24 protein-coding genes are annotated in these 26,409 nt (G+C 68.0%); 15 read left to right on the top strand and 9 right to left on the bottom strand.

The genetic code is table 11. The features are described 5' to 3' along the window. Window positions 1-2: 2 nt before the first annotated feature. A complete protein-coding gene (locus E3O28_RS08435; RefSeq protein WP_104102549.1) occupies window positions 3-1,919 on the top strand; it encodes an ATP-binding cassette domain-containing protein in 1,917 nt (638 codons plus the stop codon). Beyond that, window positions 1,916-2,623, top strand: a complete 708-nt coding sequence (locus E3O28_RS08430) for an ABC transporter ATP-binding protein (protein ID WP_104102551.1) — start codon at window positions 1,916-1,918, stop codon at window positions 2,621-2,623. Before E3O28_RS08435 ends, E3O28_RS08430 begins: the two co-directional genes overlap by 4 nt. Window positions 2,624-2,904: 281 nt before the next feature. Here the strand turns inward: E3O28_RS08430 and E3O28_RS08425 are convergent, their stop codons facing one another. Genes E3O28_RS08425 through paaA form a run of 6 tightly spaced genes read right to left on the bottom strand, consistent with a single transcriptional unit; the run spans window position 2,905 to window position 7,517 of the window. Then, complete coding sequence (locus tag E3O28_RS08425) at window positions 2,905-3,678, bottom strand: enoyl-CoA hydratase/isomerase family protein (protein WP_104102554.1); 774 nt, start codon at window positions 3,676-3,678, stop codon at window positions 2,905-2,907. 48 nt (window positions 3,679-3,726) lie between these two features. Continuing rightward, a complete protein-coding gene (paaE, locus tag E3O28_RS08420; RefSeq protein ID WP_134341838.1) occupies window positions 3,727-4,878 on the bottom strand; it encodes a 1,2-phenylacetyl-CoA epoxidase subunit PaaE in 1,152 nt (383 codons plus the stop codon). A 2-nt stretch (window positions 4,879-4,880) separates the two neighbouring features. Beyond that, complete coding sequence (gene paaD / locus E3O28_RS08415; protein WP_233191499.1) at window positions 4,881-5,399, bottom strand: 1,2-phenylacetyl-CoA epoxidase subunit PaaD; 519 nt, start codon at window positions 5,397-5,399, stop codon at window positions 4,881-4,883. A gap of 2 nt (window positions 5,400-5,401) precedes the next feature. Beyond that, a complete protein-coding gene (gene paaC / locus E3O28_RS08410) occupies window positions 5,402-6,232 on the bottom strand; it encodes a 1,2-phenylacetyl-CoA epoxidase subunit PaaC (RefSeq protein WP_134415604.1) in 831 nt (276 codons plus the stop codon). Further along, a complete protein-coding gene (gene paaB, locus E3O28_RS08405; protein WP_104102564.1) occupies window positions 6,229-6,534 on the bottom strand; it encodes a 1,2-phenylacetyl-CoA epoxidase subunit PaaB in 306 nt (101 codons plus the stop codon). Before paaB ends, paaC begins: the two co-directional genes overlap by 4 nt. Further along, window positions 6,534-7,517 (bottom strand): 1,2-phenylacetyl-CoA epoxidase subunit PaaA, encoded by a 984-nt coding sequence (paaA, locus tag E3O28_RS08400; RefSeq protein WP_104102566.1) that lies wholly within the window; start codon window positions 7,515-7,517, stop codon window positions 6,534-6,536. The genes paaB and paaA overlap by 1 nt, the downstream gene beginning before the upstream one ends. Before the next feature lie 116 nt (window positions 7,518-7,633). On the opposite strand from paaA, the gene paaI reads away from it, so the two are divergent. The 7 genes from paaI to E3O28_RS08365 all read left to right on the top strand — a co-directional run bounded on the left by paaI (window position 7,634) and on the right by E3O28_RS08365 (window position 14,280). Continuing rightward, complete coding sequence (gene paaI / locus E3O28_RS08395; RefSeq protein ID WP_104102568.1) at window positions 7,634-8,068, top strand: hydroxyphenylacetyl-CoA thioesterase PaaI; 435 nt, start codon at window positions 7,634-7,636, stop codon at window positions 8,066-8,068. A 24-nt stretch (window positions 8,069-8,092) separates the two neighbouring features. Continuing rightward, on the top strand, window positions 8,093-9,412 hold the full coding sequence (gene paaK, locus E3O28_RS08390) for a phenylacetate--CoA ligase PaaK (RefSeq protein ID WP_241973060.1): 1,320 nt from the start codon (window positions 8,093-8,095) through the stop codon (window positions 9,410-9,412). A gap of 74 nt (window positions 9,413-9,486) precedes the next feature. Next, window positions 9,487-10,122 (top strand): TetR/AcrR family transcriptional regulator, encoded by a 636-nt coding sequence (locus E3O28_RS08385; RefSeq protein WP_104102571.1) that lies wholly within the window; start codon window positions 9,487-9,489, stop codon window positions 10,120-10,122. 54 nt (window positions 10,123-10,176) lie between these two features. Then, window positions 10,177-10,575 (top strand): hotdog fold thioesterase, encoded by a 399-nt coding sequence (locus E3O28_RS08380; protein ID WP_104102727.1) that lies wholly within the window; start codon window positions 10,177-10,179, stop codon window positions 10,573-10,575. Window positions 10,576-10,585: 10 nt separating this feature from the next. Continuing rightward, window positions 10,586-10,930, top strand: coding sequence for a helix-turn-helix domain-containing protein (locus E3O28_RS08375; protein ID WP_134341836.1), 345 nt, complete (start codon window positions 10,586-10,588; stop codon window positions 10,928-10,930). Window positions 10,931-11,001: 71 nt separating this feature from the next. After that, a complete protein-coding gene (locus E3O28_RS08370; protein WP_233191501.1) occupies window positions 11,002-11,514 on the top strand; it encodes a universal stress protein in 513 nt (170 codons plus the stop codon). A 9-nt stretch (window positions 11,515-11,523) separates the two neighbouring features. Continuing rightward, window positions 11,524-14,280: an HAD-IC family P-type ATPase gene (locus E3O28_RS08365; RefSeq protein ID WP_134415603.1), complete on the top strand. Its 2,757-nt coding sequence runs from the start codon at window positions 11,524-11,526 to the stop codon at window positions 14,278-14,280. A gap of 94 nt (window positions 14,281-14,374) precedes the next feature. On the opposite strand, the gene E3O28_RS08360 is transcribed toward E3O28_RS08365, so the two are convergent. Further along, window positions 14,375-16,837 (bottom strand): DEAD/DEAH box helicase, encoded by a 2,463-nt coding sequence (locus E3O28_RS08360; RefSeq protein ID WP_134415602.1) that lies wholly within the window; start codon window positions 16,835-16,837, stop codon window positions 14,375-14,377. A 262-nt stretch (window positions 16,838-17,099) separates the two neighbouring features. Here E3O28_RS08360 and E3O28_RS08355 point away from each other — a divergent pair, with 262 nt between their 5' ends. From E3O28_RS08355 to E3O28_RS08345, 3 genes are all read left to right on the top strand, one after another. Then, on the top strand, window positions 17,100-17,579 hold the full coding sequence (locus E3O28_RS08355) for a GNAT family N-acetyltransferase (RefSeq protein WP_104102733.1): 480 nt from the start codon (window positions 17,100-17,102) through the stop codon (window positions 17,577-17,579). Window positions 17,580-17,641: 62 nt separating this feature from the next. Continuing rightward, window positions 17,642-18,763, top strand: coding sequence for an FUSC family protein (locus tag E3O28_RS08350; protein ID WP_134415601.1), 1,122 nt, complete (start codon window positions 17,642-17,644; stop codon window positions 18,761-18,763). Between the two features lie 97 nt (window positions 18,764-18,860). Continuing rightward, window positions 18,861-19,928 (top strand): alpha/beta hydrolase, encoded by a 1,068-nt coding sequence (locus E3O28_RS08345; protein ID WP_104102583.1) that lies wholly within the window; start codon window positions 18,861-18,863, stop codon window positions 19,926-19,928. A gap of 189 nt (window positions 19,929-20,117) precedes the next feature. On the opposite strand, the gene E3O28_RS08340 is transcribed toward E3O28_RS08345, so the two are convergent. Beyond that, complete coding sequence (locus tag E3O28_RS08340) at window positions 20,118-20,882, bottom strand: IclR family transcriptional regulator (protein WP_104102587.1); 765 nt, start codon at window positions 20,880-20,882, stop codon at window positions 20,118-20,120. Window positions 20,883-20,997: 115 nt separating this feature from the next. Between E3O28_RS08340 and hutH the strand changes: the two genes are divergently transcribed. Both hutH and E3O28_RS08330 read left to right on the top strand, forming a co-directional pair. Next, window positions 20,998-22,548, top strand: a complete 1,551-nt coding sequence (gene hutH, locus E3O28_RS08335) for a histidine ammonia-lyase (RefSeq protein WP_134415600.1) — start codon at window positions 20,998-21,000, stop codon at window positions 22,546-22,548. Window positions 22,549-22,713: 165 nt separating this feature from the next. Next, a complete protein-coding gene (locus tag E3O28_RS08330; protein WP_134415599.1) occupies window positions 22,714-24,405 on the top strand; it encodes a M23 family metallopeptidase in 1,692 nt (563 codons plus the stop codon). A gap of 492 nt (window positions 24,406-24,897) precedes the next feature. Here the strand turns inward: E3O28_RS08330 and E3O28_RS08320 are convergent, their stop codons facing one another. Next, the gene (locus tag E3O28_RS08320; protein ID WP_134415598.1) at window positions 24,898-25,089 is read right to left on the bottom strand and encodes a hypothetical protein; all 192 of its coding nucleotides are present in this window, start codon (window positions 25,087-25,089) and stop codon (window positions 24,898-24,900) included. A gap of 260 nt (window positions 25,090-25,349) precedes the next feature. On the opposite strand from E3O28_RS08320, the gene E3O28_RS08315 reads away from it, so the two are divergent. Further along, window positions 25,350-25,979, top strand: a complete 630-nt coding sequence (locus E3O28_RS08315) for a Pr6Pr family membrane protein (protein WP_104102598.1) — start codon at window positions 25,350-25,352, stop codon at window positions 25,977-25,979. The last annotated feature ends 430 nt before the right edge of the window (window positions 25,980-26,409 follow it).

Here is a 26,409-nt window from a genome sequence, read left to right as displayed (position 1 = left end):
AAATGACACATGCAACCACACCTACCCTCGCCGGGACGCGCTCCCTCCGCACGCGTTTCTGGGCGAACAACAAGAGCACGCTGATCGGCTGCGGCGTGCTCGTCGCGCTGATGATCGTGGTCCCTTTCACGGCCAGTTCCTCGGTCATGAACATCGTCGTGTTCGCCATGATCTTCGCCCTGCCGGCCATCGGGCTCAACCTGCTGATGGGTCTGGCCGGGCAGGTCAGCCTCGGGCAGGCCGCGTTTTTCGCGATCGGCGCGTACACCCACGCAATCCTGCTGACCAAGCTCGATCTGCCCGGCCCGGTCGCGGCCACCGTCGGTGTTCTCGCCGCGATGCTGGTCGCCCTGCTCGTGGGCCTTCCGCTGATGCGCCTGCGCGGCCACTACCTCGCGCTGGCGACGCTGGGGCTCGGCTTCATCGTGATGATCGGCGTGCGCGAATGGGATGTCACCGGACGAACCACGGGCATCTACGGCATCTCGCGACCCACGGTGCTCGGGATCCCGATCGACAACAGCGGCTTCTTCCTCTGGTTCGTGACGCCGTTCGTGGTGATCGGGCTCATCCTGGCCCTCAACCTCACCCACAGCCGCGCCGGTCGCGCCCTCTCGGCCGTCAACGACTCCGAACTCGCCGCCGAGAGCCTTGGCGTCAACACCTATGCGCTGCGGCTGAAAGTCTTCGTGCTCTCCGCCGGCTTCGCGGGCCTCGGCGGAGTGTTCTACGCCTACCAGGTCGCGATCGTGAGCCCCGCCACCGCCGAATTCCACCTGTCGGTCTCGATCCTGCTGATGGTCGTCATCGGGGGCCTGGGATCGGTCTGGGGCGCCGTCGCGGGCGCCTTCCTCGTGCAATTCCTCGGCGAGGGCATGCGCGACGTCATCCCGGCCATCTTCCCCGGCGCCACCGGAGAGGTGCAGTTGCTCGGTTACGGTATCGTCCTGATCCTGGTGATCCTGCTCCTGCCCGGCGGCCTCCACCAGGCGGCGACCACGCTGTGGCAGAAGTTGCCGTTCGCCGGGAAGCGCCCACCCGGCGACGCGCATGCGCACGTCCCGGAGGACGACACGACGATCCCGCAGCTCCCGGCGGTCAGCACCCCGGTCGCGGCCGGTGAGCCGATCCTCGTCCTCGAGGGACTGAGCAAACGATATGGCGGCGTCGTCGCCGTCAACGATGTAAACCTCACCGTGCCGGCCGGCAGCATCCTGGGTCTGATCGGCCCCAACGGTGCTGGCAAGACGACCTGCTTCAACATGATCTCCGGAGCACTGACCCCAAGCGAGGGCACCGTCACGTTCCTCGACCAGGTGATCTCCGGCCGCAAACCGCACGTCGCCGCCGCGCACGGGCTGACCCGCACGTTCCAGAACCTGCAGGTCTTCACCTCGACGGATGTCGTCGGCAACGTGTACATGGGCAGGTACCGCAAGGGAAGCGCGGGCGTCCTCCGCGGAATGCTGGGGCTGCAGTCGGGTGAGCAGAGCACCCACCGCGCCGCGTCCTACGAGATCCTGCAGTCGATGAAACTCTCGGATGCCGCGGACGACTCGGCCTCGGATCTGTCGTTCGGCAAGCAGCGAATCATGGAGGTCTGCCGGGCTCTGGCCGCCGAGCCGGCCCTGCTCCTCCTCGACGAGCCGATGGCCGGCCTATCCGGCGCTGAGCGCGAGGTGATGGCCGAGCTGCTGCGGCGGCTGCGGACCGCCGGGCTCACGATCGTGCTCGTCGAGCACGATGTGGCGCAGGTCATGTCCCTCGCCGACCATGTCGCGGTGCTCGACGACGGTGTGCTCATCGCCTACGGCGACCCGGAGTCCGTGCGCAATGACCCCGCCGTGGTCGTTGCCTACCTGGGCACGGACCTCGACGAGGCCGAAGCGGAACTGAACGAATTGGAGGAGCACGCATGACGCTGATCGTTTCCGGACTGGACGCCGGCTATGGCAAGCTCGCGGTGCTGCACGAGGTCAGCTTCGAGGTGGCGCGTGGGGAGATCGTGGCTGTGGTGGGCTCGAACGGGGCCGGTAAGACGACCCTGCTGCGAGCCGTCAGCGGCCTCATCCGGCCCACCGGGGGCAGCGTGACCCTCGAGGGTCGCACGATCACCGGGAAGCCCACGGAGAAGATGGCCGGATTCGGCCTGACCCATGTGCCCGAGAACCGGCTGTGCTTCCCGACCCTCTCGGTGCGTGACAACCTCATGCTGGGTGCCTGGACGAAGAAGGGCCACGGCGACGTCGACTCGATCCTCAAGCTGTTCCCCCGGCTGCGCACCCGGATGGGTCAGGCCGCCGGAACCCTCTCGGGTGGCGAGCAGCAGATGGTGGCCATCGGGCGCGGCCTGATGGCGAACCCGACGGCGATCATGCTGGACGAGCCGTCCATCGGCCTCGCGCCGAAGGTGGTCGCGGAGATCATGGACGTGCTCTCCCGGCTCTGCGTCGAGAAGCAGCTCGCGGTTCTCCTCGTGGAACAGAATGTGCGCGCCTCGTTCAAGATCGCGCACCGGGCAGTGGTCATGCACCGCGGACGGGTGGCACTCACGGGAACCCCGGCCGAACTCGTGGAACTCCCCGAGGTGCACAACGCCTACCTGGGTGGCGCAGCCGCGTAGCGGCATCCGTTGCCCGCTCCAGGAGCGGCACGCAGGTGTTGCGCCGCTAAGCGCGTGGCGTGCCAGCCGCGCAGCGGCGTAGAACCCGCGCCGCGGACCTGGTCGGCAAATGCTGCGGATGTGGTCGCTGCGGGCGACTGCGGCGACCGGCCCTAACGAATTCGACGGAGATTTTGCCCGAAACGGCCCCAGAACCTTCGGGAACCGCCTTTTTCCCAGAATCTCCGTCGAATTGGTTCGACGCGGGCGGCAGGGACGGGCCAGGCCAGGGACGCGACGGGTCAGTCGCGGCCTGTGAACGCGGGCTTGCGCTTCTGCTGGAAGGCGGCGAAGCCCTCGCGGTAGTCAGCGGTGTCGCAGAGGGCCGCCTGCGCCCGGTTCTCGGCGGCGACGCTCTGCCAGAGGCCGAGCCGGTCGTCCCGGAGGGCGCGCACGAGCTCCTTGCTGGCGAGGAACGCCTGAGTCGCCCCTTGTGCGGCCCGTTGGGCGGCCGTCAATGTGGCATCCGTCACCTCGTCGGCCGGGAATGCCTGGCTGAACAGGCCGGCGGCCACGGCCTCCGCGCCCGACATGAGCCGGCCGGAGTAGATCAGGTCGAGAGTGCGGTGCGCGCCGAGCCGGTCGACGAACAGGGCATGGCCGCCGGAGTCGAGCGTGGCACCGAGGTTCGCGAACGGGGACCCGATCTTCGCGGTGTCGGCGACGTAGACGACATCCGTGGCGATCAGCAAGCCGAGGCCAACCCCGAGGCAGGCCCCGGTCGCGGCGGCGAAGGTGGGCGCCGGGAAGGCGCTCATCCGCTGCAACAACGGCGTGACGAGTCCCCCCAGGAAACCCATCACATCGTCGTCGCGCGGGTCGACGCCCGAGATGTCACGGCCCGCGCAGAATGCGCGGCCCTCGCCGCGCAGCGCGAGGGCGCGCACGCCGGCCGCCTCCGCGGTCTCGTATGCGGCCGCGAGCTCGGCCAGGCCGGCCTCGTCGAGCGCGTTCAGCTTGTCGGGGGCGTTTAGGACGACGTAGGCCACGTCGTCCCGGATGGACAGCTCGATCACGGGAACCGCTTTCTGCGCTTGCGCGCCATACCTGATGGGCGAGTGGCGCTACACGTCGTAGTCGACGACGACCCGGTCGGTCGTTGGGTGCGACTGGCAGGTGAGCACATAGCCGCGGGCCAGTTCGTCCGGTTCGAGGGCGTAGTTCTCGGTCATCGTGACGTCACCGCTGACGAGCTTGGCGCGGCAGGTGCCACACACTCCCCCAGCGCAGGCAAACGGAACATCCGGCCGCACACGCAGGGCGGCGTTCAGGATGCTCTCCTTCGCGTTGACGGGCGTGGTCACCGTGGCGCTCTCGCCGTCGAGCGTGAACTCGATCTCGAAGGTCTTGTCACCGATTCCGACGACCACCGGCCGCCCGGTGTCGCCGACCGCGTGCGTCGGCTCCCCCGTCGTGAACAGTTCGAACCGGATGTGGCCCGGCTCGACGTCCACGCTCTCCAGCGTGTCGCGGCACAACTGCACCAGTTCGAACGGCCCGCAGAGGAACCACTCGTCGACGGCGTTGGGACGGATGATGCTGGCCAGCATCAGGCGCAGCTTCTCCTCGTCGATCCGGCCGGAGAGCAGGGCGGAGGAACGAGACTGGCGCGAGAGCACGTGGTGCAGTGCCAGCCGGGCCGGGTACCGGTCTTTCAGGTCGGCGAGCTCGTCGAGGAACATCACGTCGAGCGCGGTGCGGTTTGTGTAGACGAGCGTGAAGCGGGAGGTCTCCGAGCGTTCGAGCACGGTGTGTGCGAGCGACATCAGCGGCGTGATGCCGCTGCCGGCGGCGATGCCGACGATGTGCTTGTCGTCCAGAGTGTCCAGCGCGGTGGTGAACGTGCCCTGCGGGCTCATCACGTCAAGGCGGTCCCCGGCCCGGAGTTCGGTGTTCGCCCAGCTGGAGAAGACCCCGCCGAGGTCGCGCTTGATCGCGACGCTGACCGAGCCGAGCGCGTGCGGACGACAGATCGAGTAGCTGCGGCGCAGCTCCCGGCCGCCGATCGTGGCGCGCAACGCCAGGTGCTGCCCGGGGTCGTAGTCGAACTCCCCCTGCAGCGCCTCGGGAACCAGGAAGGTCACCTCGACGCTGTCCTGGGTGAGCTGACGCACCTCGCCGACGGCGAGGGTGTGGAACCGGGCGCGGCGCTTTGTAGGCTCGGTGGCAGGGTCGAGAACGGCTGAATCGGTACTGCGCAGATTGAGTGCGGCCATGGTTACAACACCTTGAAGTAGTCGAACGGTTCGAGGCAGTCCCGGCACTCGTAGAGTGCTTTGCACGACGTCGAACCGAAGCGGGCGAGTTCCCGCGTATTCAGTGAGGAGCAGCGCGGGCACTTGACCACGAGTTGGAGCCGGACGGCGCCGGTCGGGCGCACGCCGGAGTGGCCGGTCGGGGCAGCGATGCCATAACTGACCAGCTTCGCCTTGCCCTCCTCGCTCATCCAGTCGGTGGTCCAGGCCGGGGCGAGCACGAGTTCGACGGTGACGTTCTGGTAGTGGGCATTGGTGAGGGCCGCCCGGACGTCGTCGCGCATGGCCTCCATCGCGGGGCATCCGCTGTAGGTCGGCGTTAGGATGACGTGGGTTCCGTCGGCCGAAACGGCGACCGACCGAAGCACTCCCAGATCTTCAATCGTGAGCACGGGGACCTCCGGGTCGCAGACCTCGGCGGCGATGTCCCAGGCCTTCTGCGACGCCGCGTCGCCCGGACGCGGACGGGCAAGGGAGGCCACGGTCACCATTTCGCGCCGGGGTGCGCCCGCGCCAGCACCTGCATCTCGGCGAGCAGCGGCCCGAGGTTCTCGGAGTGGTCGCCGCGGCGCCCGCCCCCGGAGGAGATGAAGCCGCGGGGAACCTCGAGCTCGGCTTCGGCGAGCACGGGGAACATGGCGCTCAGGACTGAGGCCTGGAGGGAGGACGGCCGCACGGCGACGCCCTCGAGCCGGTCGATCAGCGGCTCGTCGACGAAGAGCTCCTCCACGAACGGCCATAGGTCGGAGAGACCGGTGATCATGCGCCGGCGGGATTCCTCGGTGCCCTGAGCGAGGCGCAGCACCCACTGGATGGAATGGTCGCGGTGGTAGTCGACCTCCTTGACGGCCTTGGCCGCTATCGCGGCGAGCGTCGCATCCGTCGACTGCATCAGCGCGCTGTAGAGCTCGAACAGGTAGTGCGCCGCGATGAACTGACGGGCGAGCGTGTGCGCGAAGTCACCGTTGGGCTGCTCGAACAGGTGCGCCGAGCGCCACTGGGGTTCGTCACGCCAGTACGCCAGGTCGTCCTCGGTTCGGCCGGATTCGGCCCCGGCGTAGTGCAACAGGGAACGGGCGTGCCCGATCAGGTCGAGGGCGATGTTGCCGAGGGCGATGTCCTCTTCCAGCTCCGGGGCGCGGGAGATCCACCAGCCCAGGTTCTGGGCCAGCACGAGCGAGTCGTCGCCGAGCCAAAGCGCGTATTCCGCAACGTCGTGCGAGGCGACGGATGCCGCTTCGACCAGTTCCGCGGAGAGCTGGACCGTGTCGACGTCGACGTGGCCGTGGCCGTCCTGCTCGATGGTGTCGCTCACAGGTGCTTCACCCCTTCGCTCTTCGTGTAGTAGCTCGCGTGGCGGTAGTTCTTGCCGGCGGGCGATTCGAAGAAGGCACCCTTCGCATCCGGATCGCTCGTGGTGATCGCGTCGGCAGGCACGACCCAGATCGAGACGCCCTCATTGCGGCGGGTGTAGAGGTCACGCGCGTTGCGCACCGCGAGGGTGGCGTCGGGGGCGTGCAGGGAACCCACGTGGGTGTGGCTGATTCCGCGGCTGGAGCGCACAAAAACCTCCCAAAGGGGCCAGATCTCCTTCTCGGATGCACCGGGAGCGCTCATTATGCGACCGCCTTCACGCCCTGCTTGGCGGCGTACGCGGCAGCAGCCTCACGCACCCACTGACCCTCGTCGTGCGCGTCGCGGCGGCGCTGGAGGCGCCTGGCGTTCGCCGGTCCGCGGCCCGCGAGCACCTCGTGGAATTCGGTCCAGTCAATTTCGCCCATGTCGTACGCACCCTTTTCTTCGTTCCAGCGCAGGTCCGGGTCCGGCAGCGTCACACCGAGCACCTCGGCCTGCGGCACGAGCATTCCGACGAAGCGCTGGCGCAGGTCGTCGTTGGAGAACCGCTTGATGTTCCAGGCCATCGACTGCGCAGAGTTGGGCGAGTCGTCATCGGGCGGCCCGAACATCTGCAGGGCCGGCCAGTACCAGCGGTTGACCGATTCCTGGGCCATCTCGCGCTGGGCGGGCGTGCCTTTCATCAGCTCGAGCAGGATCTCGAAGCCCTGCCGCTGGTGGAAAGACTCCTCCTTACAGATGCGCACCATGGCGCGCCCGTACGGACCGTAGGACGCGCGGCAGAGCGGCACCTGGTTGCAGATCGCGGCGCCGTCGACGAGCCAGCCGATGGCGCCCATGTCGGCCCAGGTGGGACTCGGGTAGTTGAAGATGGAGGAGTAGCGCGCCTTGCCCGCGATGAGCTGGTCCGTCATCAGGTCGCGGCTGATGCCGAGAGTCTGCGCGGCGGAGTAGAGGTAGAGACCGTGGCCGGCCTCGTCCTGCACCTTGGCCAGTAGGATCGCCTTGCGCTTCAGGCTGGGCGCCCGGGTGATCCAATTGCCCTCCGGCTGCATCCCGATGATCTCGGAGTGCGCGTGCTGGGAAATCTGGCGGATGAGGGTCTTGCGGTAGCCGTCCGGCATCCAATCACGCGGCTCGATTCGCGAATCGGCGGCAATCAGGTCGTTGAACTGCTGCTCCTCGGCAGACACCGTGGCGGCGCTGTCCGGGGCGATAGCGTAGGGAACTGGCGGGATTGTCATCGTTGACTCCTGGGTTTGGCGAACTTTTACCAACCGATCGTTCAGTTAGTATATGGTTTCCCTACGACCCCCACAACCATGCGTTGCGGCCCGCGGAACTCAATGAGGAGAACCACATGACGGAAGTTTTACCGCCCTCCAACGGGGCCATGATGGAGAACGACCGGGCATCGGCCGCACTCGGCATGGTCGTGCACGCCTCAGAGCCCGGCCGCGCGGTCGTCTCCATGCTCCTGCGGGACGACATGATGAACGGCTTCGACGTGACGCACGGCGGGATCGTCTTCGCTCTGGCCGACACGGCGTTCGCGATCGCCTGCAACGACGACCACCACGTCACGCTCGCGTCGGGCGCCGACATCACCTTTCTGAAGCCCACCGCCGCCGGGCAGACCCTCACCGCGACCGCCGTGTTGCGCACCAAGAGCGGTCGCTCCGGACTTTATGACGTGCGCGTTGCCAACGAGCACAACGTACCGGTGGCGGAGTTTCGCGGGCGCAGCCGCACCACCAACTTTCCCGTGCCTGGTTCCGTCGCTCCTCTACTTTAAATCCGCATTCCACCAGGAGGCCTCATGTCAACGATGACCAAGACCCGCTTGCACGCCCCGGCCCAGGATGAACTCGATCCCGAGGAGCGGATGTCCCGTGACGAACTGCAGGCGTTACAGCTGACCCGGCTGCAGAAGACCGTACGGCTCGCCTACCAGAACGTTCCTCTCTATACCCGCAAGTTCAACGAGGCCGGAGTGCACCCGGACGACATCCGCAGCCTGGACGATGTGGCCCTGCTGCCCTTCACGACCAAGGACGACCTGCGCGTCTCCTACCCGTTCGGCATGTTCGCGGTGCCGTTGGACCAGGTCGCGCGCATCCACACCTCCTCCGGGACCACCGGGCTGCCGACCGTCGTCGGCTACACGAAGAAGGACCTCAGGATGTGGGCGGGCCTGGTGGCGCGCAGCCTTCGCGCCTCCGGCGTGCGGCCCGGCATGCGCGTGCACAACGCGTACGGTTACGGCCTCTTCACCGGCGGCCTCGGCGCGCACGCGGGCATCGAAGCGCTGGGCGCCACCGCCATCCCGATGTCCGGCGGCCAGACCAACAAGCAGGTCAAGATGATCCAGGACTTCGAACCGGACGTCATCATGGCCACGCCCAGCTACCTGCTGACGATCACGGATGCGATGGTCGCGGCCGGCATGGACCCTCGCTCGTCCAGCCTGAAGGCGGGCGTGCTCGGCGCAGAGCCGTGGACCAATCAGATGCGGCTCGAGCTGGAAGACCGCCTCGACTTCGACGCGCTCGACATCTACGGGCTCAGCGAGGTGATGGGCCCGGGCGTGGGCAACGAGTGCATCGAGACGAAAGACGGACCGCACCTCTGGGAGGACAACTTCCTGCCCGAGGTCATCGACGGCGACAGCGGACTCGTGCTGCCTGACGGCACCCAGGGTGAGCTCGTGTTCACGTCGCTGACCAAGGAAGCTTTCCCGGTCATCCGTTACCGAACCCGCGACCTGACCCGCCTGCTGCCCGGATCGGCGCGCCCCGGCATGCGCCGGATGGAGAAGATCACGGGTCGCAACGACGACATGATCATCCTGCGCGGCGTCAACCTGTTCCCGACCCAGATCGAGGAGATCGTGCTCAGCATCCCGAGCCTCTCTCCGCACTTCGTGATCGAGCTGACCCGGCCGAACCGGATGGACGAACTGACCGTTCGGATCGAACGGCACGAGCACGCCAGCGATGCCGCCTCCGACATCGCCTCAGCGCTGCTGATCCATAAGATCAAGGACCTGATCGGGTCCAGCGTCAACGTGTTGATCGTCGAACCCGGCACGCTCGAGCGCAGCACCGGCAAGCACAAGCGTGTCTACGACCTGCGCTGAGTCTGCCGCACAACCCGCGCAGTCACGGGCCGGTCGTTCCTCCGGAAACCCGGCTCGTGACAGACTTCTCGATTATGTCTGAACCAGCCCTGGCCAAGCGTGGCCGCCCCGGATACGACCAGCCCGCCATTCTCGAGGTGGCGGTCGCCGCCTTCAACGAGTTCGGTTACGACGCCACCTCGATGGGCGTGCTCGCGACCCGCCTCGGCCTGTCGAAATCGGCGATCTACCACCACTTCACCTCGAAGGAGGAGCTGCTGGAACAGGCTCTCGGCGAGGCCCTCGACGGACTCGAAGGGGTGCTGCTCAAGCAGAGCGCCCAGTGCGGCCCGGCCATCGACCGGCTCGCCGCGGTGCTGCGCGGAGCCGTGGAGGTGCTCACCTCCCGGCTGCCCTACGTGACGCTGCTGCTACGGGTGCGCGGAAACACGGATGTCGAGCGCGCCGCGCTCGCCCGCCGCCGCTTATTCGACCGGGCCGTATCCGCCCTCGTGGTGGAGGCCCGCGATGAGGGTTCCCTGCGCGGCGACATCGACCCTCGGATCGTGACCCGGCTGCTGTTCGGCATGGTGAACTCAATCGTGGAGTGGTACCGGCCGGAGGGGCCGGAAGATGCCGGTCAACTCGCCAACGATGTGCTCGCGGTGGCGCTCGACGGGCTGCGGGTGGCGCCGGGCTCGCGGGTCTCGGCGAGCTCGACCACCGAATAGAGGAGACACGTGAACGAGAACTGGAAGATCACGCTCGGCGAACTTGACGAGAAGATGGGCGTGACCATCCTCGAGCAGTCCGCGGAGCGGGTCGTCGCGACGATGCCGGTGGAGGGCAACCGACAGTCCTTCGGGCTGCTGCACGGCGGGGCATCCGTCGCCTTCGCCGAGGCTCTCGGCTCGTGGGCTGCCGTGATCCATGCGGGCCCGGGGCGAAGCGCGGTGGGCCTCGACATCAACGCGACCCACCACCTCGCGGCGCGGTCGGGAATCGTGACCGGGGTGGCGACGGCCATCCGGCTCGGGCGCACGATCGCCTGCCACGAGATCGTGATCAGCGACGACCAGGGCCGTCGGTTGTGCACCGCGCGCATCACGAACCTGATCGTCGACGCGCCCGACCGGCCGCCGTTCGTGCCCCGGGCGCAAGACGGCGCGACACCGGTGGACTAATCTCACTTACATGAACGCATCGGACCCTGACCAGGAGCCCCGGCCCACCCCCGGGAGCGACGCCCGCTGGACGTTCCTGACCAACCACGCACACGTTCTCGTCACGATCGCGCGGGATCCGCAGTGCCGGATGCGCGAAGTGGCCTCCCGGGTGGGCGTCACCGAGCGCGGGGCCCAGAAGATCATCGCCGATCTCGTGGCGAGCGGTTACATCACGAGAACCCGGGTCGGGCGGCGCAACAGCTACCAGATCGCCCCCGGGAGACTGTTCCGGCATCCGGTGTCCGAAGGACACGAACTCGACGAGCTGCTCGCCGTGCTCGTGCCGGTCTCACCCCCCAAGTTGGACACCTGAACGGCAGTTCGCTAATCTGGGAGTGTTCTGATCGTTCTTCCTCATTCATCCCCCAGTTTGGAGAGTCCGCCGTGAGCACCGAAGGCACCACCCCTGCAGGCACACCGGAAACCGCCGAGGCGTCCACGCCGGCGCCGTCGCCGGCCGGCAGCATCGTCGTCGGCCACGACGGCTCGGCCTTCGCAGACCACGCGCTCAGCACGGCGCTCGGGCTCGCCGATCAGTTGCACGCCCCGGTCGTGATCGTGCGCGCCTGGTCAATCGACACCGCCCCCAGGCCCGCGAACTGGGAGTTCGGCTACGTGTCGACGTTCGCCGAATACTCGGAGGCGGTTCGGGCCGCACTGATCGAGGACACCGCTGCGCTGGTGCATGCCTTCCCGAACGTGACCGTCGACTACCGGGCCGTGCATGCGGGGCCTGCCCGCAGCCTGATCGAGGTGTCGCGTGAGGCGCGGATGCTCGTGGTCGGTTCCCGCGGGCGCGGCAACCTGGCCGGACTGTTGTTGGGCTCGGTCAGCGACCAGTGCACCCGGCTCTCGGTCTGCCCAGTGCTGGTGACGCGCAAACGGCCGAATCGCTGACCCAGACGGATGTCCACCACCTCTCCCGCAGCGGCGGCCACCGAGCACGCCGCCTGGCACACCCTCTCGGCCGCTGAAACCACGGCGGCCCAGGACGTCGACGTCCGCGCCGGGCTCGCCGCAGCCGAGGTCGACGACCGCCGTCGGCGATACGGACCGAACTTGCTGCGTAAGCCGAAACGCGTGCCGACCTGGCGCAAGATCGTGCGCCTTCTCGGCGAGAAGATGACGATCGTGCTCCTGGTGGCCGCGGTCGTCAGCGCCGTCGTCTCGCAAGAACTCGAGACACCGATCGTAATCCTGGTCGTGATCATCCTCAACACGGTTCTGAATTATGTGCAGGAGCGGAGGGCCGAGAGCAGCCTCCAGGCGCTGCAGCAGCTGTCGGAAGGCAAGGCCGTCGCTCGGCGGGACGGAACCGAACTCGAGGTGCAATTCTCCGATCTTGTGCCGGGCGACATCGTGCTCCTCGATGCCGGGGACTCCGTTCCGGCGGACGGTCGCATCATCGAGAATGCCGGCTTGCAGGTGGCCGAGGCGACCCTGACCGGGGAATCCGAGCCGGTCGGGAAGACGATTCCCGCTCTGGACGATGCGGAACTGCCGCTCACAGACCGCACCAACATGCTTTTCATGAACACCCTGGTCACTCGCGGCCGCGCCACCATGGTGGTCACCGACACCGGCATGGGCACGGCCGTCGGCGGCATCGCGGTGCTGTTGAACGAGGTGAAGAACGACCAAACACCGTTGCAGCGGAGGATCGACCAGCTGGCCCAGCTGCTCACCGTTGCGGCGCTGGTCGTGGTGGCGATCGTCTTCGTGCTGGGCCTCCTGCGCGGGGACTCCTGGACCGAGCTGCTGATCACCGCCGTCTCGCTGGCCGTGGCGACCATTCCTGAGGGTCTCACCGCGGTCGTCGCGTTCACCCTGGCGATGGGCGCCTCCCGGCTGGCCGCCCGAGGCGCCATCATCAAGCAGCTCTCGGCGGTGGAAACCCTCGGCAGCGTCAGCCATATCGCCACCGATAAGACCGGCACGCTGACCATGAACGAGATGACGGCCCGCCGACTGCACACCCATGGCCGTGATTTCCGCATCACCGGCGAGGGCTACTCCACCGACGGCCGGATCCTCACCGGTGATGACCGGCCCCTGCCTGACCTCACCGAGGCGTTCCTAACCATGGCCCTGTGCAATGACGCCGTACTGAACGACGGCGTGCTGGTCGGCGACCCCACCGAAGGAGCCCTGGCCGTTCTCGCCGAGAAGGGCGGCATCGACGTCGCGGCTGCGAGGCGGACCCACCCCCGGGTAGCCGAAGTGCCCTTCGACTCCGACTACAAATTCATGGCCACATTCCACCGGCCGGCAGAGCCGACGACCGGACTGCCGCGACCGCCCGGACACCGCTGCTTCGCCAAGGGCGCACCGGGCGCACTGCTGCCCCTGACCGACTCGGTGCTCACCGACGACGGCATCCGCCCTCTCGATGCCACCATGCAGCAACGAATCCACGACACCATCCAGGAACTGGCCGGTGAGGGCCTGCGCACGATCATGGTCGCCGGACGCACCCTCGACGCCGGCACCGTTCCGGGCGACGACTCGGGTCGCTCCCTGGTCACCGGTCTGACCCTCTACGCCATCGTCGGAATTGTCGATCCACCCAGGGTTGAGGCGGCCAAGGCCATCGCGGTGGCGCTCGGCGCCGGCATCCGCGTGCACATGATCACGGGCGACCATCTCGTGACGGCCTCGGCCATCGCCCGCAACCTGGGCCTGCCCGGAGAGGCTGCTGCCGGTCCTACGCTGGACGACCTCGACGATCACGCGCTCGCCGCGCGGGCCGCTGACTACGGGGTACTCGCCCGGGTCACCCCGGCCCACAAGATCCGGGTGGTCAGGGCGTTGCAGGCCGGCGGCAATGTCGTTGCAATGACCGGTGACGGCGTCAACGACGCGCCGGCCCTGAAGCAGGCCGACATCGGCATCGCCATGGGTATCACCGGCACGGATGTCTCCAAAGGCGCCGCAAACATGATCCTCACCGACGACAACTTCTCCACGATCGTCGCCGCGGTGCAGGAGGGACGCGGCATCTACGCCAACATCCTGAAGTTCGTCAGGTTCCAGCTGACCACGGCGTGGGGATTCGTGCTCATCTTCCTGATCGCGGGCGTCACCGGGTGGGCCGCGGGCGCGCCGTTCACGGCGCTTCAGATCCTCTGGGTCAACATCATCATGGACGGCCCACCCGCACTGGCGCTCGGCTTGGATCCGGCCGAACCCGGAACGATGAGCTGGCCTCCGCGCCCGTCCGACGAACCTCTGCTCACTCGGGACAGGATGCTGCGTATTCTCGGGCTCGGCCTCGTCATGGCCGCGGGAACCCTGACCGTGTTGACCCAGGCGTCCGCCCTGTTCCCGGACAGTGCGGGCAACGCGGCCTTCGCCACCACCCTCGCGTTCACGACCTTCGTCTTCTACCAGGTGTTCAACCTGCTCAACGTGCGCTCGGACACCCACTCCGTCTTCTCACTCCAGACGTTCACCAACCGCAGCATCTGGCTGGCACTCACCGCCGTGATCATCCTGCAGGTCCTCGTGGTGCAGATGGACGTGCTCCAGGGACTCTTCGACACGACCTCCCTCACGTCGGGCCAATGGGGTCTGTGCGTGCTGGTCGGGTCGTCGGTGCTCTGGATCGAGGAGGTCCGAAAAGCCATCGTGCGGGCAGCCGGGCATCGCGCAGCTCGCCGCTGAGACCTGCCCGACCCGCAACGCGAGAAGGGGCATCCACCGTGACGGCGGATGCCCCTTCTCGCGTTATTTCAGGAGGTGCTGGAGTTGCTGCCGACTACATTCCGGCGAGGTCGCGCACCGACGTGTCGCCGGGGGCCGCGTTCGTGAAGGAGGCCTCGATCTCGGCGCGGCCCAGCAGCTCATCCATGCGGCGGCGACGCTGCTTCGGGATGAGCGTGACGACGGTACCGGACTTGCCGGCGCGCCCGGTACGACCGGAGCGGTGCAGGTAGGTCTTGTACTCGTCGGGAGCGTCGGCCTGGATGACCAGGTCGATGTCATCCACGTGGATGCCGCGAGCCGCGACATCCGTTGCCACCAGCACGTTGACGCGACCGCTGGTCAGCATCTGCAGGTTGCGGGTGCGGCGAGCCTGGTTCAGGTCGCCGTGCAGGCTCGTGGCCTTCACGCCGGCGTCTTCGAGCTGCTCGGCGAGCTGTTCGGCGTAGGCACGGGTGCGCGAGAAGATCAGCGTCTTGCCCTGGCGGTCGACGAGCTGGCCGATGATGGCGCTCTTGTCGCGGTGCTCGATGACGAGCACACGGTGGTCGATGGTGGAGGAGGCCTGATCTTCGCCGGCAACCTCGTGCACGGCCGGGTTGATCAGGAATTCCTTGACCAGCGAGGCGACGCCCTTGTCGAGGGTGGCCGAGAAGAGCAGCTTCTGGCCGCCCTTCTTGGTCTGACGCAGGATGCGCTGAACCGGCTCGAGAAAGCCCAGGTCGCACATGTAGTCGGCCTCGTCAAGGACGGTGACGACGACCTCGCTGAGGTCGAGGCGACCCTGCTCGATGAGGTCTTCGATGCGACCGGCGGTGCCGATGATGATGTCCACGCCGCGCTGGAGGGCGCTGACCTGGCGGTACTGCGGAACGCCGCCGTAGATCTGGGTGGTGAAGAGGCCGACGCTGCGGGCGATGGGCTGGATGGTGCGGTCGATCTGCAGGGCCAGCTCACGGGTCGGGGCCAGAATGAGCGCGCGGGGCTTGCGGGCCATCTTGCGGTCCTTGGCGCCGTTGTTCTCCAGCAGCTTCTCCACGAGGGGAGCGCCGAAGGCAATGGTCTTGCCGGAACCGGTCTTGCCACGGCCGAGCACGTCGCGCCCGGCGAGTACGTCCGGGATGGTCGCGGCCTGGATCGGGAACGGCGCTGCGGCACCGAGGGTGGCGAGCTCGCGCACGATGTTCTCACCGAGGCCCAAGTCGCCGAAGGTCACGCCGACGACTTCGGCAGCCGTCGTCGCGATAGCTTCGAGGCGCTCAAGCACGACGTCGTCACCAGCGGCGAAGTGCGCCTTGGTGTCGCGGTCGGGGTAGAAGTTGCTGGAGTGGCCGCCATCGGACGCCGAGCGGGCCGGACGCGCCGGACGGTCGGAGTTCGAACGCTCGGAACGGTCGTAGCCGCCACGCTCGGTGCGGGCCGGACGGTCGCCGTAGGACGAACGGTCGTTGTTGTTGTACGCCGGACGATCCGTGCGCGGGGCACGGTCGCCGTAGGAGGGTCGGTCGTTGCCGTACGACGGACGGTCCGTGCGCGGACGGTCGTTGTTGTACGCCGGACGATCCGTGCGCGGGGCACGGTCGCCGTAGGAGGGTCGGTCGTTGCCGTAGGACGGACGGTCCGTGCGCGGACGGTCGTTGTTGTACGCCGGACGATCCGTGCGCGGGGCACGGTCGCCGTAGGAGGGTCGGTCGTTGCCGTACGACGGACGGTCCGTGCGCGGACGGTCGTTGTTGTACGCCGGACGATCCGTGCGCGGGGCACGGTCGCCGTAGGAGGGTCGGTCGTTGCCGTAGGACGGACGGTCCGTGCGCGGACGGTCGTTGTTGTACGCCGGACGATCCGTGCGCGGGGCACGGTCGCCGTAGGAGGGTCGGTCGTTGCCGTAGGACGGACGGTCCGTGCGCGGACGGTCGTTGTTGTACGCCGGACTATCCGTGCGCGGGGCACGATCGCCGTAAGAGGGACGGTCGTTGCTATACGACGGACGGTCCGTGCGCGGACGGTCGTTGTTGTACGCCGGACGATCCGTGCGCGGGGCACGGTCGCCGTAGGAGGGTCGGTCGTTGCCGTAGGACGGACGGTCCGTGCGCGGACGGTCGTTGTTGTACGCCGGACGATCCGTACGCGGGGCACGGTCGCCGTAGGAGGGTCGGTCAGTGTTGTACGCGGGACGGTCGCTGCGGGGACGGTCGCTGTTGTACGAGGGACGGTCTCCGCGCGGGGCACCACCAGAAGAGGGACGGTCGCTGCGGTTCGGGCGGTCGCCGTAGGCGGGGCGCTCGGAGCGCTGGCCGTAGGTCGGGCGGTCGTTGCCGGCGGGGCGGCCGTTGCCGTAGGCCGGACGGTCATTGCCTGCGGGGCGGCCGGCGGCACGGTCGGCCCGCTCGCCGGCGTTCCACCGGGCTTTCTTGGGCGCACCCTCGGCGGCGTTGTGGCCGCGGTGTCCGGGGCTCTTGCTGCCGCCCTTGGATGGTCCACCCTTGGCGGAGTACTTGGGATCGAAGTTCTTAGGCATGAAAAATGTTCCTGGGTTGTATTGGGTACATGGCAGAACAACGCCGCACACGCGACGCAACCTGAGAACCCGGGCAGTCTATGGCCGGGGCCGTTCACATACAGTGATTTTTCACCAGCGGATTACTGGGAAACCGGCCCATCCTGACTTACAAACCCATCCGCGCACACAAAAAAACGCACGGTGTCAAGAGCCGACCTGTCTACGTTACCTGATCGATGCCGCAATGTCACGGATCACCTTCACCGCTTACTCTGTTCACATGCTGACGACCATCAACATTGAGTCCCCGCGGCAGCCGGAGATCGCCGCGTTGCTGCGACTGAGCGGCGATTACGCCCACTCGCTGTACCCACCGGAGAGCAACTTTCTGCTCGACGTCGACGAGCTCGAGCAGCCGGGTGTCGCCGTGTACGTCGTGCGGGATGCGACGGCCCGCGCCGTGGGGATCGCCGCGCTGGTTGGTGGGGCCGGCACGACCAGCGCGGCGGAGCTGAAGCGCATGTTCGTGCACCCCGACGCCCGGGGCCGCGGCGTGGCCGCCCGCCTGCTGGCGGGGATCGAGACGGATGCCGCGGCCCGCGGCATCCGAGAAATCGTGCTGGAGACCGGACCGGAGAGCTATGCCGCGCTCTCCTTCTATCGGAGCGTCGGCTACCGGGAGGTTCCCCTATTCGGTCAGTACGTGGGCGAAGCCTTCAGCGTCTGCTTTGCCAAGACGATCCCGGGAACCCGGCCATGACCCGGGATCGGGCAGCCGCCGGCACTTTGGCGCAGGTGAGTGTGCATCGCGCACGGAGGACGGTGTCCTGGCTGGGAGTGGCCGCGACCAGCCCGAGAATCGTGCAGGCGGTCAAGGCCGCCATCGCCGTCGCCATCGCCTGGTCGATCGCGCCGTTGCTGCCTGGTGTGGCGGATGACTACCCCTACTACGCCCCGCTGGGCGCGCTAGTGAGCATGTACCCGACGCTGATGAGTTCGGTGCGGAACGCCCTGCAGACCCTGGGCGGCCTCACCGTCGGAATCCTGCTCGCGGGGGCGGTCATCGTTTTGAGCGAGCCGAACGTTCTCACAATCTCGCTCGCGGTCGGCGTCGGCGCCGCGATCTCGGCCACCGGCTGGTTCGGCGCCAGCCGGGAGTACATTCCGGTGACGGCGCTGTTCGTGCTGATCGTCGGCGGGCCGAATGCCGACGGTTATTCCATCGGGTATCTGGTGCAGATGACGCTGGGAATCGCGATCGGCCTCGCCGTGAACCTCCTCTTCTTTCCGCCGTTGGCCTTCGAAGCCGTCGGCCAGCAGCTGATCCGCTTTCGCCGCACGCTGGCCGATCAGCTCTCGGAGGTGGCCGACGCCCTGGCCGACAGCTGGCCGCCTGAACGGGACGGTTGGGCCTTCCGCAGTCAGGAACTCGTGGCGGTCGGCCGCGCGGTGCGCGTGGCGGTCAGTCACGCCGATGACAGTCGCAAGGGCAACCCGCGCGCCCGCGTGCATCAGCGGGATCTTCGCTCGGACTACGACGAGCTGTCGGCCCTTGAGGACGTGACCTTCCACGTGCGCGACTTGACGGAGGTGCTGGCCGCGGCGGTCTGGGGGCAGCCGGTCCAGCTCGAGTTGCACCCCGAGTTGCGGCCGGCGCTCGGCCGGACCTTACACGCCGCGGCCGCCGTGCTGCGGGACTGGGACACGGATGATGACGAGCAGGCGGCATTCGCCGAGGCGGGTGCCGCTCTGACGGACCTGATGACCGAGCTGGACGAGCGGCGAAACTCTGCCCCGGTGATGTCGCTGGGGGTCGCGGCGACGGTCGCGATGGACGTCACCCGCATTCTCACCGCCCTTCGGCCGCATATCCTGCCGGAGGCCGACGAGGGCGACCAGGCCGACGAGGCAAACGCCGCCCCGGACCTGACGCCGACGCGCTAATCCAGGCGAGGACGCCCCGCCCCGTTCCCGGACGGGATTCGGTGCGGCGCGAGAAACGAATTAGTCTCGTTGCACTACCCCGCAGCTCGGAGCACACGTGAACACCGGCCCACGCCATCCCCGATTCGGCTCGCATCGCATCCGTTTTCTGACGATTGCCGGCGCGGTGAGCATCGCCGTGGCTGCGACGGCCCTCCTCGGCGGCTTCCGCCCCCAGCTGTATTCCGTGACGCCCGACGAACCCGGCGACCAGCGCAGCGAGCTCGTCACGACCCAGATCGTCGGCATCCGAACATTCGAGCGGCCAGGTGGCATCACGGTCGACGAAAATGTTGAGTACGGCACCCAGGCGGACGGTGCCGTGCTCACTCTCGACGTGTGCTCGCCGGCGATCACCCCCGCTGCGGAAACGACCCTCGAGGCGGCGCCGCCGGTCGTGCTGTCCTCGGAGGACGCGGCGGCCGCGCTGCGTCCGGCCGTCATCTCCATCCACGGCGGCAGTTGGGCTCGAGGCGACAAGGGCAACAGCGACTGGCGCGCAGTCTGCGCCTGGCTCGCCTCCGAGGGATTCGTCGCCTACTCGGTGAACTACCGGATGGTACCGGATGCTGTGTTCCCCGCCGCGCTCGACGACGTCGCCCTGGCCGTGGAGTGGGTCCGCGACCCCGTCAATGCGCAGACCCACGGCATCGACCCCGACCGGATCGGCGTGTTCGGCGGCTCGGCCGGCGGCAACCTCGCCGCACTGCTCGGCACCCGCGGTTCCGGGTCGCTGACCACGGGGGCCCGGGTCGCCGCGGTCGCCGAACTCTCCGCGCCGCTCGACCTCAGCCACAAGGCGCTCGTCACGGGCCGGGCCCCCGCGGGGCTGCAGAACATTGTGCGCGACTACGTCGGCTGCGAAACCCTGCGCGACTGCGCCAATGCCACAGCCGCGTCGCCGGCGAGCACCCTTGACCGCAGCGATCCGCCCGTATTCCTCGGCTCGTCGACCGACGAGTACATTCCGCTGTCGCAGGCCACCGGGTATGCGGCGGCACTCGAACGCTCGGGCGTCGCCCACGAGCTCGTGACGGTGCCGGGAACGCTGCACTCGATCGGCATCCTCGACGCAACCATGCGCGAGAAGGTGGCTGCCTTCCTGCACACGACGCTCGGTGAGTAGCCGCGAGGCCGTCTGGCGGCGGCGGGCCGGCGATGCGGCGCGTCCTCGCGGCGCAGGGTAGGGAAGCGGGCACATGTTCTCACAAGCGCCCGCCTCCACAGGGTGCGCCACGAGCGTTGTGGAGGCCGCGAGCCACGGCAGGCAGCGCGGAGCCGGGAGCCGAGGGCAGGCAACACATGTGCCGCAGGGCTACGTGCCGCGGATGCGCCGGGAGAGCTGCGCGGCGGTGCCGCCGAGCTGCGCGGCGAGCGCCGGCCAGTCCACCTCGGCGATGCGCTCGCGTGGGAAGGTGACGGCGATGCCCGCGGCGGGCCAGCCCGCGTGGTCGCGCACGGCCACGGCGACGGATGCCATCCCCTCCGTGATCTCCCCGTCCTCCAGGGCATACCCGTCCCGGCGCACCTGTTCAAGCAGGGTGCGCAGCTCCGCCGTGGTGCGTGGTCCCCGGCCGTGGCGCGTGGCGAAGGCGGCGGCGTTGGGGTACAGCGCCCGCAGCTGGGCTGCCGGCAGCGCGGCGAGGAGCGCACGCCCGCTCGCGGTGAGGTGGCTCGGGAGGCGCACGCCGACATCCGTCACCAGCGACGGGCGACGGGGGGCGCGCTCCTCGACGAGGTAGATCACGTCGCGCCCGTGCAGCACGACGAGGTGGGCGCTCTCACCGAGCCGGTCGACCAGCGCAGCGACGAGCGGACGGCCAAGGTGTGAGAGGGGCTGCTGCCGGGAGAAGCCCGAGCTCAGCTCGAAGGCGGCCAGGCCGAGGCCGTATCGCTGTTCCTCGGGCAGGTGCACCACGAAGCCCTGATCGGCGAGCACCGCGAGCAGGTCGTAAACGCTCGAGCGGGGCAGGCCGAGGGCCGTGGCGATCTGGGACGCCGGCACCGGGCCACGCTGCGTGGCCAGATGGGAGAGGATGCGCAGCGTGCTTTGCGCCGCCGGAACCTTCGACGGGGTCATGCGCCTGCCTCCCGTGAACGGTGTGCGTGAACGGCACCGCTGAATGTCCGGTATCCCGGACAGCATCCACTCTAATCCCGTCGTGCAGGCGGTCCGGCTGGTGTCGAATCGGAGTATGAACCTCGCTAGCGCATCCGTCACCGTGGGTACCGGCCCGATCTCGTTCGCCGACGTCACCGCGGTGGCCCGCCACGATGCGCCCGTCCTGCTGCCCGCGGCGGCGCGTGAGGGCGTCGCCTCGACCCGCCGCATCATCGAGGGACTCGCGCAGGACGTGCACCCGCACTACGGGATTTCTACCGGATTCGGGGCTCTTGCGACGACGTTCATCGAGAGCGACCGCCGCGCCCAGCTGCAGGCGAGCCTGGTGCGCTCGCACGCCGCGGGCAGCGGTCCCGAAGTCGAGCGCGAGGTCGTGCGCGCGCTGATGCTGCTACGCCTGTCGACTCTGATGACCGGGCGCACCGGCGTGCGGCCCGTGGTCGCCGAGACCTACGCGGCCCTGCTCAACGCCGGGATCACCCCCGTCGTACACGAATACGGCTCGCTCGGCTGCTCGGGCGACCTCGCACCGCTCGCGCACTGCGCGCTCGCGGTGATGGGCGAGGGGCTGGTGCGGGATGCGTCCGGCACCCTGATGGACGGCGGTCTGGCCCTGGCCGCGGCCGGCATCACCCCGGTCGTGCTGGCCGAGAAGGAGGGGCTCGCCCTGATCAACGGCACCGACGGCATGCTCGGGATGCTCGTGCTCGCCCTCGCCGACCTGTCCCGCCTGCTCACGACCGCCGACATCGCTGCGGCCATGAGTGTCGAGGCGCTCCTCGGCACGGATGCCGCCTTCGCCGCCGACCTGCAGGCCCTCCGCCCCCAGCTCGGCCAGGCCACGAGCGCGGCCAATCTGCGCACGCTGCTGGCCGGTTCCCCGCTGCTCGCCAGCCACTCCGGTCCCGACGACCCCACCGTGCAGGACGCCTACTCCATCCGCTGCGCCCCGCAGGTGCACGGCGCCGCCCGGGACACGATGGACCACGCCGCCCTGATCGCCGGCCGCGAGTTGGCCAGCGCGGTTGACAATCCCGTGGTCACCCTTGACGGCCGGGTGCAGTCCAACGGCAACTTCCACGGCGCCCCGGTGGGCTACGTGCTCGACTTCCTCGCGATCGCCGCCGCGGACGTCGCGAGCATGAGTGAGCGGCGCACCGACCGCCACCTCGACGCGAACCGCAACAAGGGACTGCCGCCGTTCCTGGCGCACGAGGTCGGAGTCGACTCGGGGCTGATGATCGCCCAGTACACGGCCGCCGGGATCGTGTCGGTTTTGAAGCGGCTGGCGGTGCCGGCATCCGTCGACTCGATCCCGTCGTCGGCCATGCAGGAGGACCATGTGTCGATGGGCTGGGCGGCCGCCCGCAAGCTGCGGCACTCGATCGACGGCCTCGGCCGGGTGCTCGCGATCGAGGTGATGACGGCGTCGCGGTCGCTCGACCTGCGCGCGCCGCTCACTCCCGGCGCGGCCACCGGCGCGGTGCGGGCCCTCGTACGCACGGTGGCCGACGGCCCCGGCCACGACCGGTTTCTCTCCCCCGAGATCGAGGCGATCGTGGGCCTCGTGGCGTCGGGCGCGGTGCGGGATGCCGCGGCGGGCGTGGTCGGGCCGCTGGCCTGAGGCCCCGCAGGCGTCGCAGGGCAGCACGGCATCCGGGCTGCGTCAATCGCTTGTCGGCCCCTCGGGCCCATGTCATGATGTGACCCGCTAACCCGTTGCAACCGCCCCGGGATTGCCCGTCGATACCCTGAATCGATGCCCTGAAACAGTGAACTGCGGAGACTCATGAACCTCTCCCCCCGATCTCGTCTCCGCCTTTCCCTGCCCCCGGTCCCGCCGCGGTACCTGGCGACGCCGCTCGCCGCCGCCGTCATCGTCGCCCTCGCGATTTTCGGGACACCCACACGGTCCCTCGCCGACGACGCCCCTATTGCTGCAACGGAGGATCCGGCTGCCGCGGTGCCCGCTGTCCCTGAGACATGTCCCACGCTCCTCTCGACGAATGCCCCGCCGGCCGCGGATCCGGTCGACTCGGTCGCCGCGCCCTGCCCCATCAATGCGCCGACTTCTTCCTCGGTGCCGACGCTCACCCCGACACCCGTCCCCGAGCCCGAGCCCGAGCCCGAGCCCGAGCCCAAGCCCAAGCCCAAACCAACAATCACCCCTACCCCCACGCTCGAACCGGCACCGGCTCCAGCCCCCACCACGGAGCCGACGGGTGAGCCGACCCCGACACCAACACCCACCACTCCCCCAGCGTCGGGCGAAGAGCCGTCCGCACCCACGGAGCCTGAACCGTCCGCCGAGCCGACTGCACAGGTACCGGCACCGGCAGAGCTGACCGCGGATGCCGGATCCGCCTCAGCCGATCGAGCTGCAGCAGCAGTAGAAGTAGCGCAGGCCGCCGCCTTCTCAGCCCAGCAAGCGGCCGCGGCCGCCCGCACGGCCGAGGCCCAGGCATCCGCCGCCCGGGCAGCAGCAGCAGACGCCCGAACGGCCGCCGCCGCCACTCAGGCCGCCTACGACGCAGCGAAACTGGCCTACGCCGGGGCAAAGGCCGACTATGACGCCACTGTCGTTCAGGCCGATCTGGTGCGCGACCACGGCGCCGACGCCGCCGCCAGGGCCGAGGCATCCCGGCGGGCGCTGGCGACGCTCGTTCGCGCCACCCTGCAGCGATCGGGGCCCGAGGCCGTGGACGTGCTGCTCGCGGGCAGCAGCGACGGTAATGATTTGCTCACCCGGCTCGCCACGCTCGAAAGCCTGGACCGGCTCACGAACAGCCTCGAAGAGGTGCAGGCCCAGGTCGACGCCGACACGAAACGTGAGAATGCGCTGCAGGACCAGGACGCCGCACTTCGGGCAGCGATCGAGGCCATCCCGCTCGCCGACACCCGCCTCGCTATGGAGGGCGCCCAGCAGGAGCTCGATGCGGCCTCCGCTAAGGTGGCCGATCTCGCGGCGAGCACGCCGGTCGCCCTGGTTCTGACACCGCTGCCCAACCTGGTTCCCGCGGCCGGCACCGACGACTTCGGCGGCCGGCTCCGAGGCCAGCCGAGCAGTGCGGGCTGGGCCGCGCCGGCGGTCGGCTCCCTGACGGATGCCTTCGGTCCCCGGCACGATAAACCGCTGCCTGAGGTGAACGACTTCCACGGCGGCACCGACATCGGCACGGCGTGCGGGGCGGCCGTCTATGCGGCGAGCGCGGGGGTCGTGGCCACGGCAGCACCTCTGGGTACCTACGGCAACTGGATCCTGATCAACCACAGCAACGGTATCGCCACCGGCTACGCGCATCTTGCCGAAGGCCAGACCCTCGTGAGCGTCGGCGAGACGGTCATCGCCGGGCAGGTCATCGCGAGCGTCGGCAGCACCGGGGCCTCCACCGGCTGCCACCTGCACTTCGAGGTGCGAACGGACGGCACCGCCGTCGACCCGCAGCCGTTCCTGGTGCAGCGCGGCGTGCAGTTCGGCTGAGTGCCTCGTGAGCGCGCCAAACTGGGGTCGTTTACGCCCGACGCGGCCGCGCGTGCCGTGCAGATAAACGCCGACCCAAACCACTACATGATCAACTTGGCAGCACATGGCGGAGCACGACGACTGCGACTCGACCGAGCATTGACGAGGCCATGGTCGACGTCCGCCAAATGTTCCTCGACTGGCTCACCAGCCACCTCGCCACTGTCGAGGTCGTCGGAACTAAACCATACCGTGGTGCGCCCATTGGTGGCTCCACCCGGGAGAAGTCGCCCGGTTCAAGGCCCTCTGGCACGCCATCATTCAAGCCGACGCCAGCGTCATGGACGGCGACCCTGAGCAAGGACACCTCTACCGCCGCAAGGGCACAACCGCCAGGATCGTGCCCGCGTTGATGCCGCCTAACGGCGTGGAACTCTAGCGGGACGCACCGCAGCGACAGTCTCGATACTTAGGTTGTTGCACCCCTGAGATTCCGGGTCAGGTGCCCGATCATTTGTCGACGAGGGTGTTTTCGAAGCTATAGAAGTCGGGCGCGTAGCAGTGCTGCCCGAACTCGCCTGCACGGGCGGAGTTCTCAAACGCTGTCCGCGTCATGGTCAACACCACTGCGCCCTTGGGCAGGAAAAGGAGCAGCGCGCTCTCGGATGCGTTCGCTGCGATGCGCTGCTTCGCGACTGACATAGTCACGCCGCGCGAGCCGGGCGAATGCCTGGCCGACCCGTCCAGGTCCCGCAGGGAACCGCGGTCGTGGCTCGTGCGCCAGCGACCGAAAGGCCTGGGAGCTAATGGCCCCATCGATCCTTCGCGCATGCACCCCGGGCCGTGAAATCAAATTCAGGGGCATCAGTTCCCCAGCACTGGCATCTGCCGTGTAAGTCGCAGCCCTTAGGATTCTTGACACAGAGGTGCACAGCACCCGCACCACCGATCAGAGACGAAATATGAAACTCCTTGCTCCTTCACTTCGCCTGACCATCGTGCTCCTCGGCATAGCGGCGATCGTGTCGACATTCTTCGACACAGCCACCCACGCCACGATCAACCCCTTCAACTTTTTTGGGTTTTTCACGATGCAGAGCAACATCATTGTGGTCATTGTGCTGGCAGTCTCCGCCTTCGTTTCCTTCTCCGGGAGACACCAATCCCTACGTTTGGTATTAGCGCGCGGGTGTGCCACAACCTACATAGTTATCACCGGATTCGTTTACAACTTGCTGCTCGCCGGGCTCGAAGGAGGCGTCTCTCTGGCCTGGGCCAACACCGTGCTGCACGTCGTCCTGCCCCTCTACGCAGCCCTCGATTGGCTGATCTTCAACGACCGCAGCCCACTCCGATGGAACGAACTATGGATTGCCCTCATCTACCCCATCGTGTGGATCATGGTCGTGCTCCTCCGCGGGGCAACCGACGGATGGGTGCCTTACCCCTTCTTGAACCCGGCACAGGGATACGGCATCGTCGCGCTCTATGCCCTTGCTATCGCTGTTGCCACCGTCATTTTCGCCGCCGTCATCTGGACCGTAAGTCGGTTGAACCCCCTTCGCAGCCCCGCGCTGGCAGAGATACGGTAGCCGAACCCCTTACGGTGTTCGGAACCGAGGCGTCCGGTGGCATGACCAATAGCCGTGCATCGTAGGCTCCCTAACCGCTGATTTCGCCGAGGAGGAGGACCACTTCCTCTTGGGTGAGGCTGGGTGAGGCCACTGATCGGCCAGTCGTCGTCGGCCGAGAGGAGTTGGCCAATATGGCCTGCGACTTCTGCGGTAGTCAGCAGAAATGTGGAAAGTCCGTGTTCGCTTCCACCGGCGTTGTAAATTCCGGTGAGGCGTCGGTGTCCGGCACTGATATCTTCTCGAATCACGACTCAACCGTTCAGGAGACAGCCCCAGACCGGCAGCGAGTGCTAGTGTCGCGATGACCTCAACCTGTATCGCACGTAGATCACTTGGTCATAATCAAGTTTCACCACATGTCACGAGCCTCGGCATTTCAGCAGTGGAG

This window comes from Cryobacterium sp. TMT2-14, from assembly GCF_004402465.1.
Taxonomy (GTDB): Bacteria; Actinomycetota; Actinomycetes; order Actinomycetales; family Microbacteriaceae; genus Cryobacterium; species Cryobacterium sandaracinum.
Note: the sequence above shows the minus strand (reverse complement) of the source record. Positions and strands in the feature narration are given on the sequence as shown.

Excerpts from the sequence above, each read along its gene's own strand:
- E3O28_RS08435 (WP_104102549.1), top strand. The coding sequence starts at position 3 with ATGACACATGCAACCACACCTACCCTCGCCGGGACGCGCTCCCTCCGC.
- E3O28_RS08430 (WP_104102551.1), top strand. The coding sequence starts at position 1,916 with ATGACGCTGATCGTTTCCGGACTGGACGCCGGCTATGGCAAGCTCGCG.
- paaE (WP_134341838.1), bottom strand. The coding sequence starts at position 4,878 with ATGGCCGCACTCAATCTGCGCAGTACCGATTCAGCCGTTCTCGACCCT.
- paaB (WP_104102564.1), bottom strand. The coding sequence starts at position 6,534 with ATGAGCGCTCCCGGTGCATCCGAGAAGGAGATCTGGCCCCTTTGGGAG.
- paaA (WP_104102566.1), bottom strand. The coding sequence starts at position 7,517 with ATGACAATCCCGCCAGTTCCCTACGCTATCGCCCCGGACAGCGCCGCC.
- paaI (WP_104102568.1), top strand. The coding sequence starts at position 7,634 with ATGACGGAAGTTTTACCGCCCTCCAACGGGGCCATGATGGAGAACGAC.
- paaK (WP_241973060.1), top strand. The coding sequence starts at position 8,093 with ATGTCAACGATGACCAAGACCCGCTTGCACGCCCCGGCCCAGGATGAA.
- E3O28_RS08385 (WP_104102571.1), top strand. The coding sequence starts at position 9,487 with ATGTCTGAACCAGCCCTGGCCAAGCGTGGCCGCCCCGGATACGACCAG.
- E3O28_RS08380 (WP_104102727.1), top strand. The coding sequence starts at position 10,177 with ATGGGCGTGACCATCCTCGAGCAGTCCGCGGAGCGGGTCGTCGCGACG.
- E3O28_RS08375 (WP_134341836.1), top strand. The coding sequence starts at position 10,586 with ATGAACGCATCGGACCCTGACCAGGAGCCCCGGCCCACCCCCGGGAGC.
- E3O28_RS08365 (WP_134415603.1), top strand. The coding sequence starts at position 11,524 with ATGTCCACCACCTCTCCCGCAGCGGCGGCCACCGAGCACGCCGCCTGG.
- E3O28_RS08360 (WP_134415602.1), bottom strand. The coding sequence starts at position 16,837 with ATGCCTAAGAACTTCGATCCCAAGTACTCCGCCAAGGGTGGACCATCC.
- E3O28_RS08355 (WP_104102733.1), top strand. The coding sequence starts at position 17,100 with ATGCTGACGACCATCAACATTGAGTCCCCGCGGCAGCCGGAGATCGCC.
- E3O28_RS08340 (WP_104102587.1), bottom strand. The coding sequence starts at position 20,882 with ATGACCCCGTCGAAGGTTCCGGCGGCGCAAAGCACGCTGCGCATCCTC.
- hutH (WP_134415600.1), top strand. The coding sequence starts at position 20,998 with ATGAACCTCGCTAGCGCATCCGTCACCGTGGGTACCGGCCCGATCTCG.
- E3O28_RS08330 (WP_134415599.1), top strand. The coding sequence starts at position 22,714 with ATGAACCTCTCCCCCCGATCTCGTCTCCGCCTTTCCCTGCCCCCGGTC.
- E3O28_RS08320 (WP_134415598.1), bottom strand. The coding sequence starts at position 25,089 with ATGTCAGTCGCGAAGCAGCGCATCGCAGCGAACGCATCCGAGAGCGCG.
- E3O28_RS08315 (WP_104102598.1), top strand. The coding sequence starts at position 25,350 with ATGAAACTCCTTGCTCCTTCACTTCGCCTGACCATCGTGCTCCTCGGC.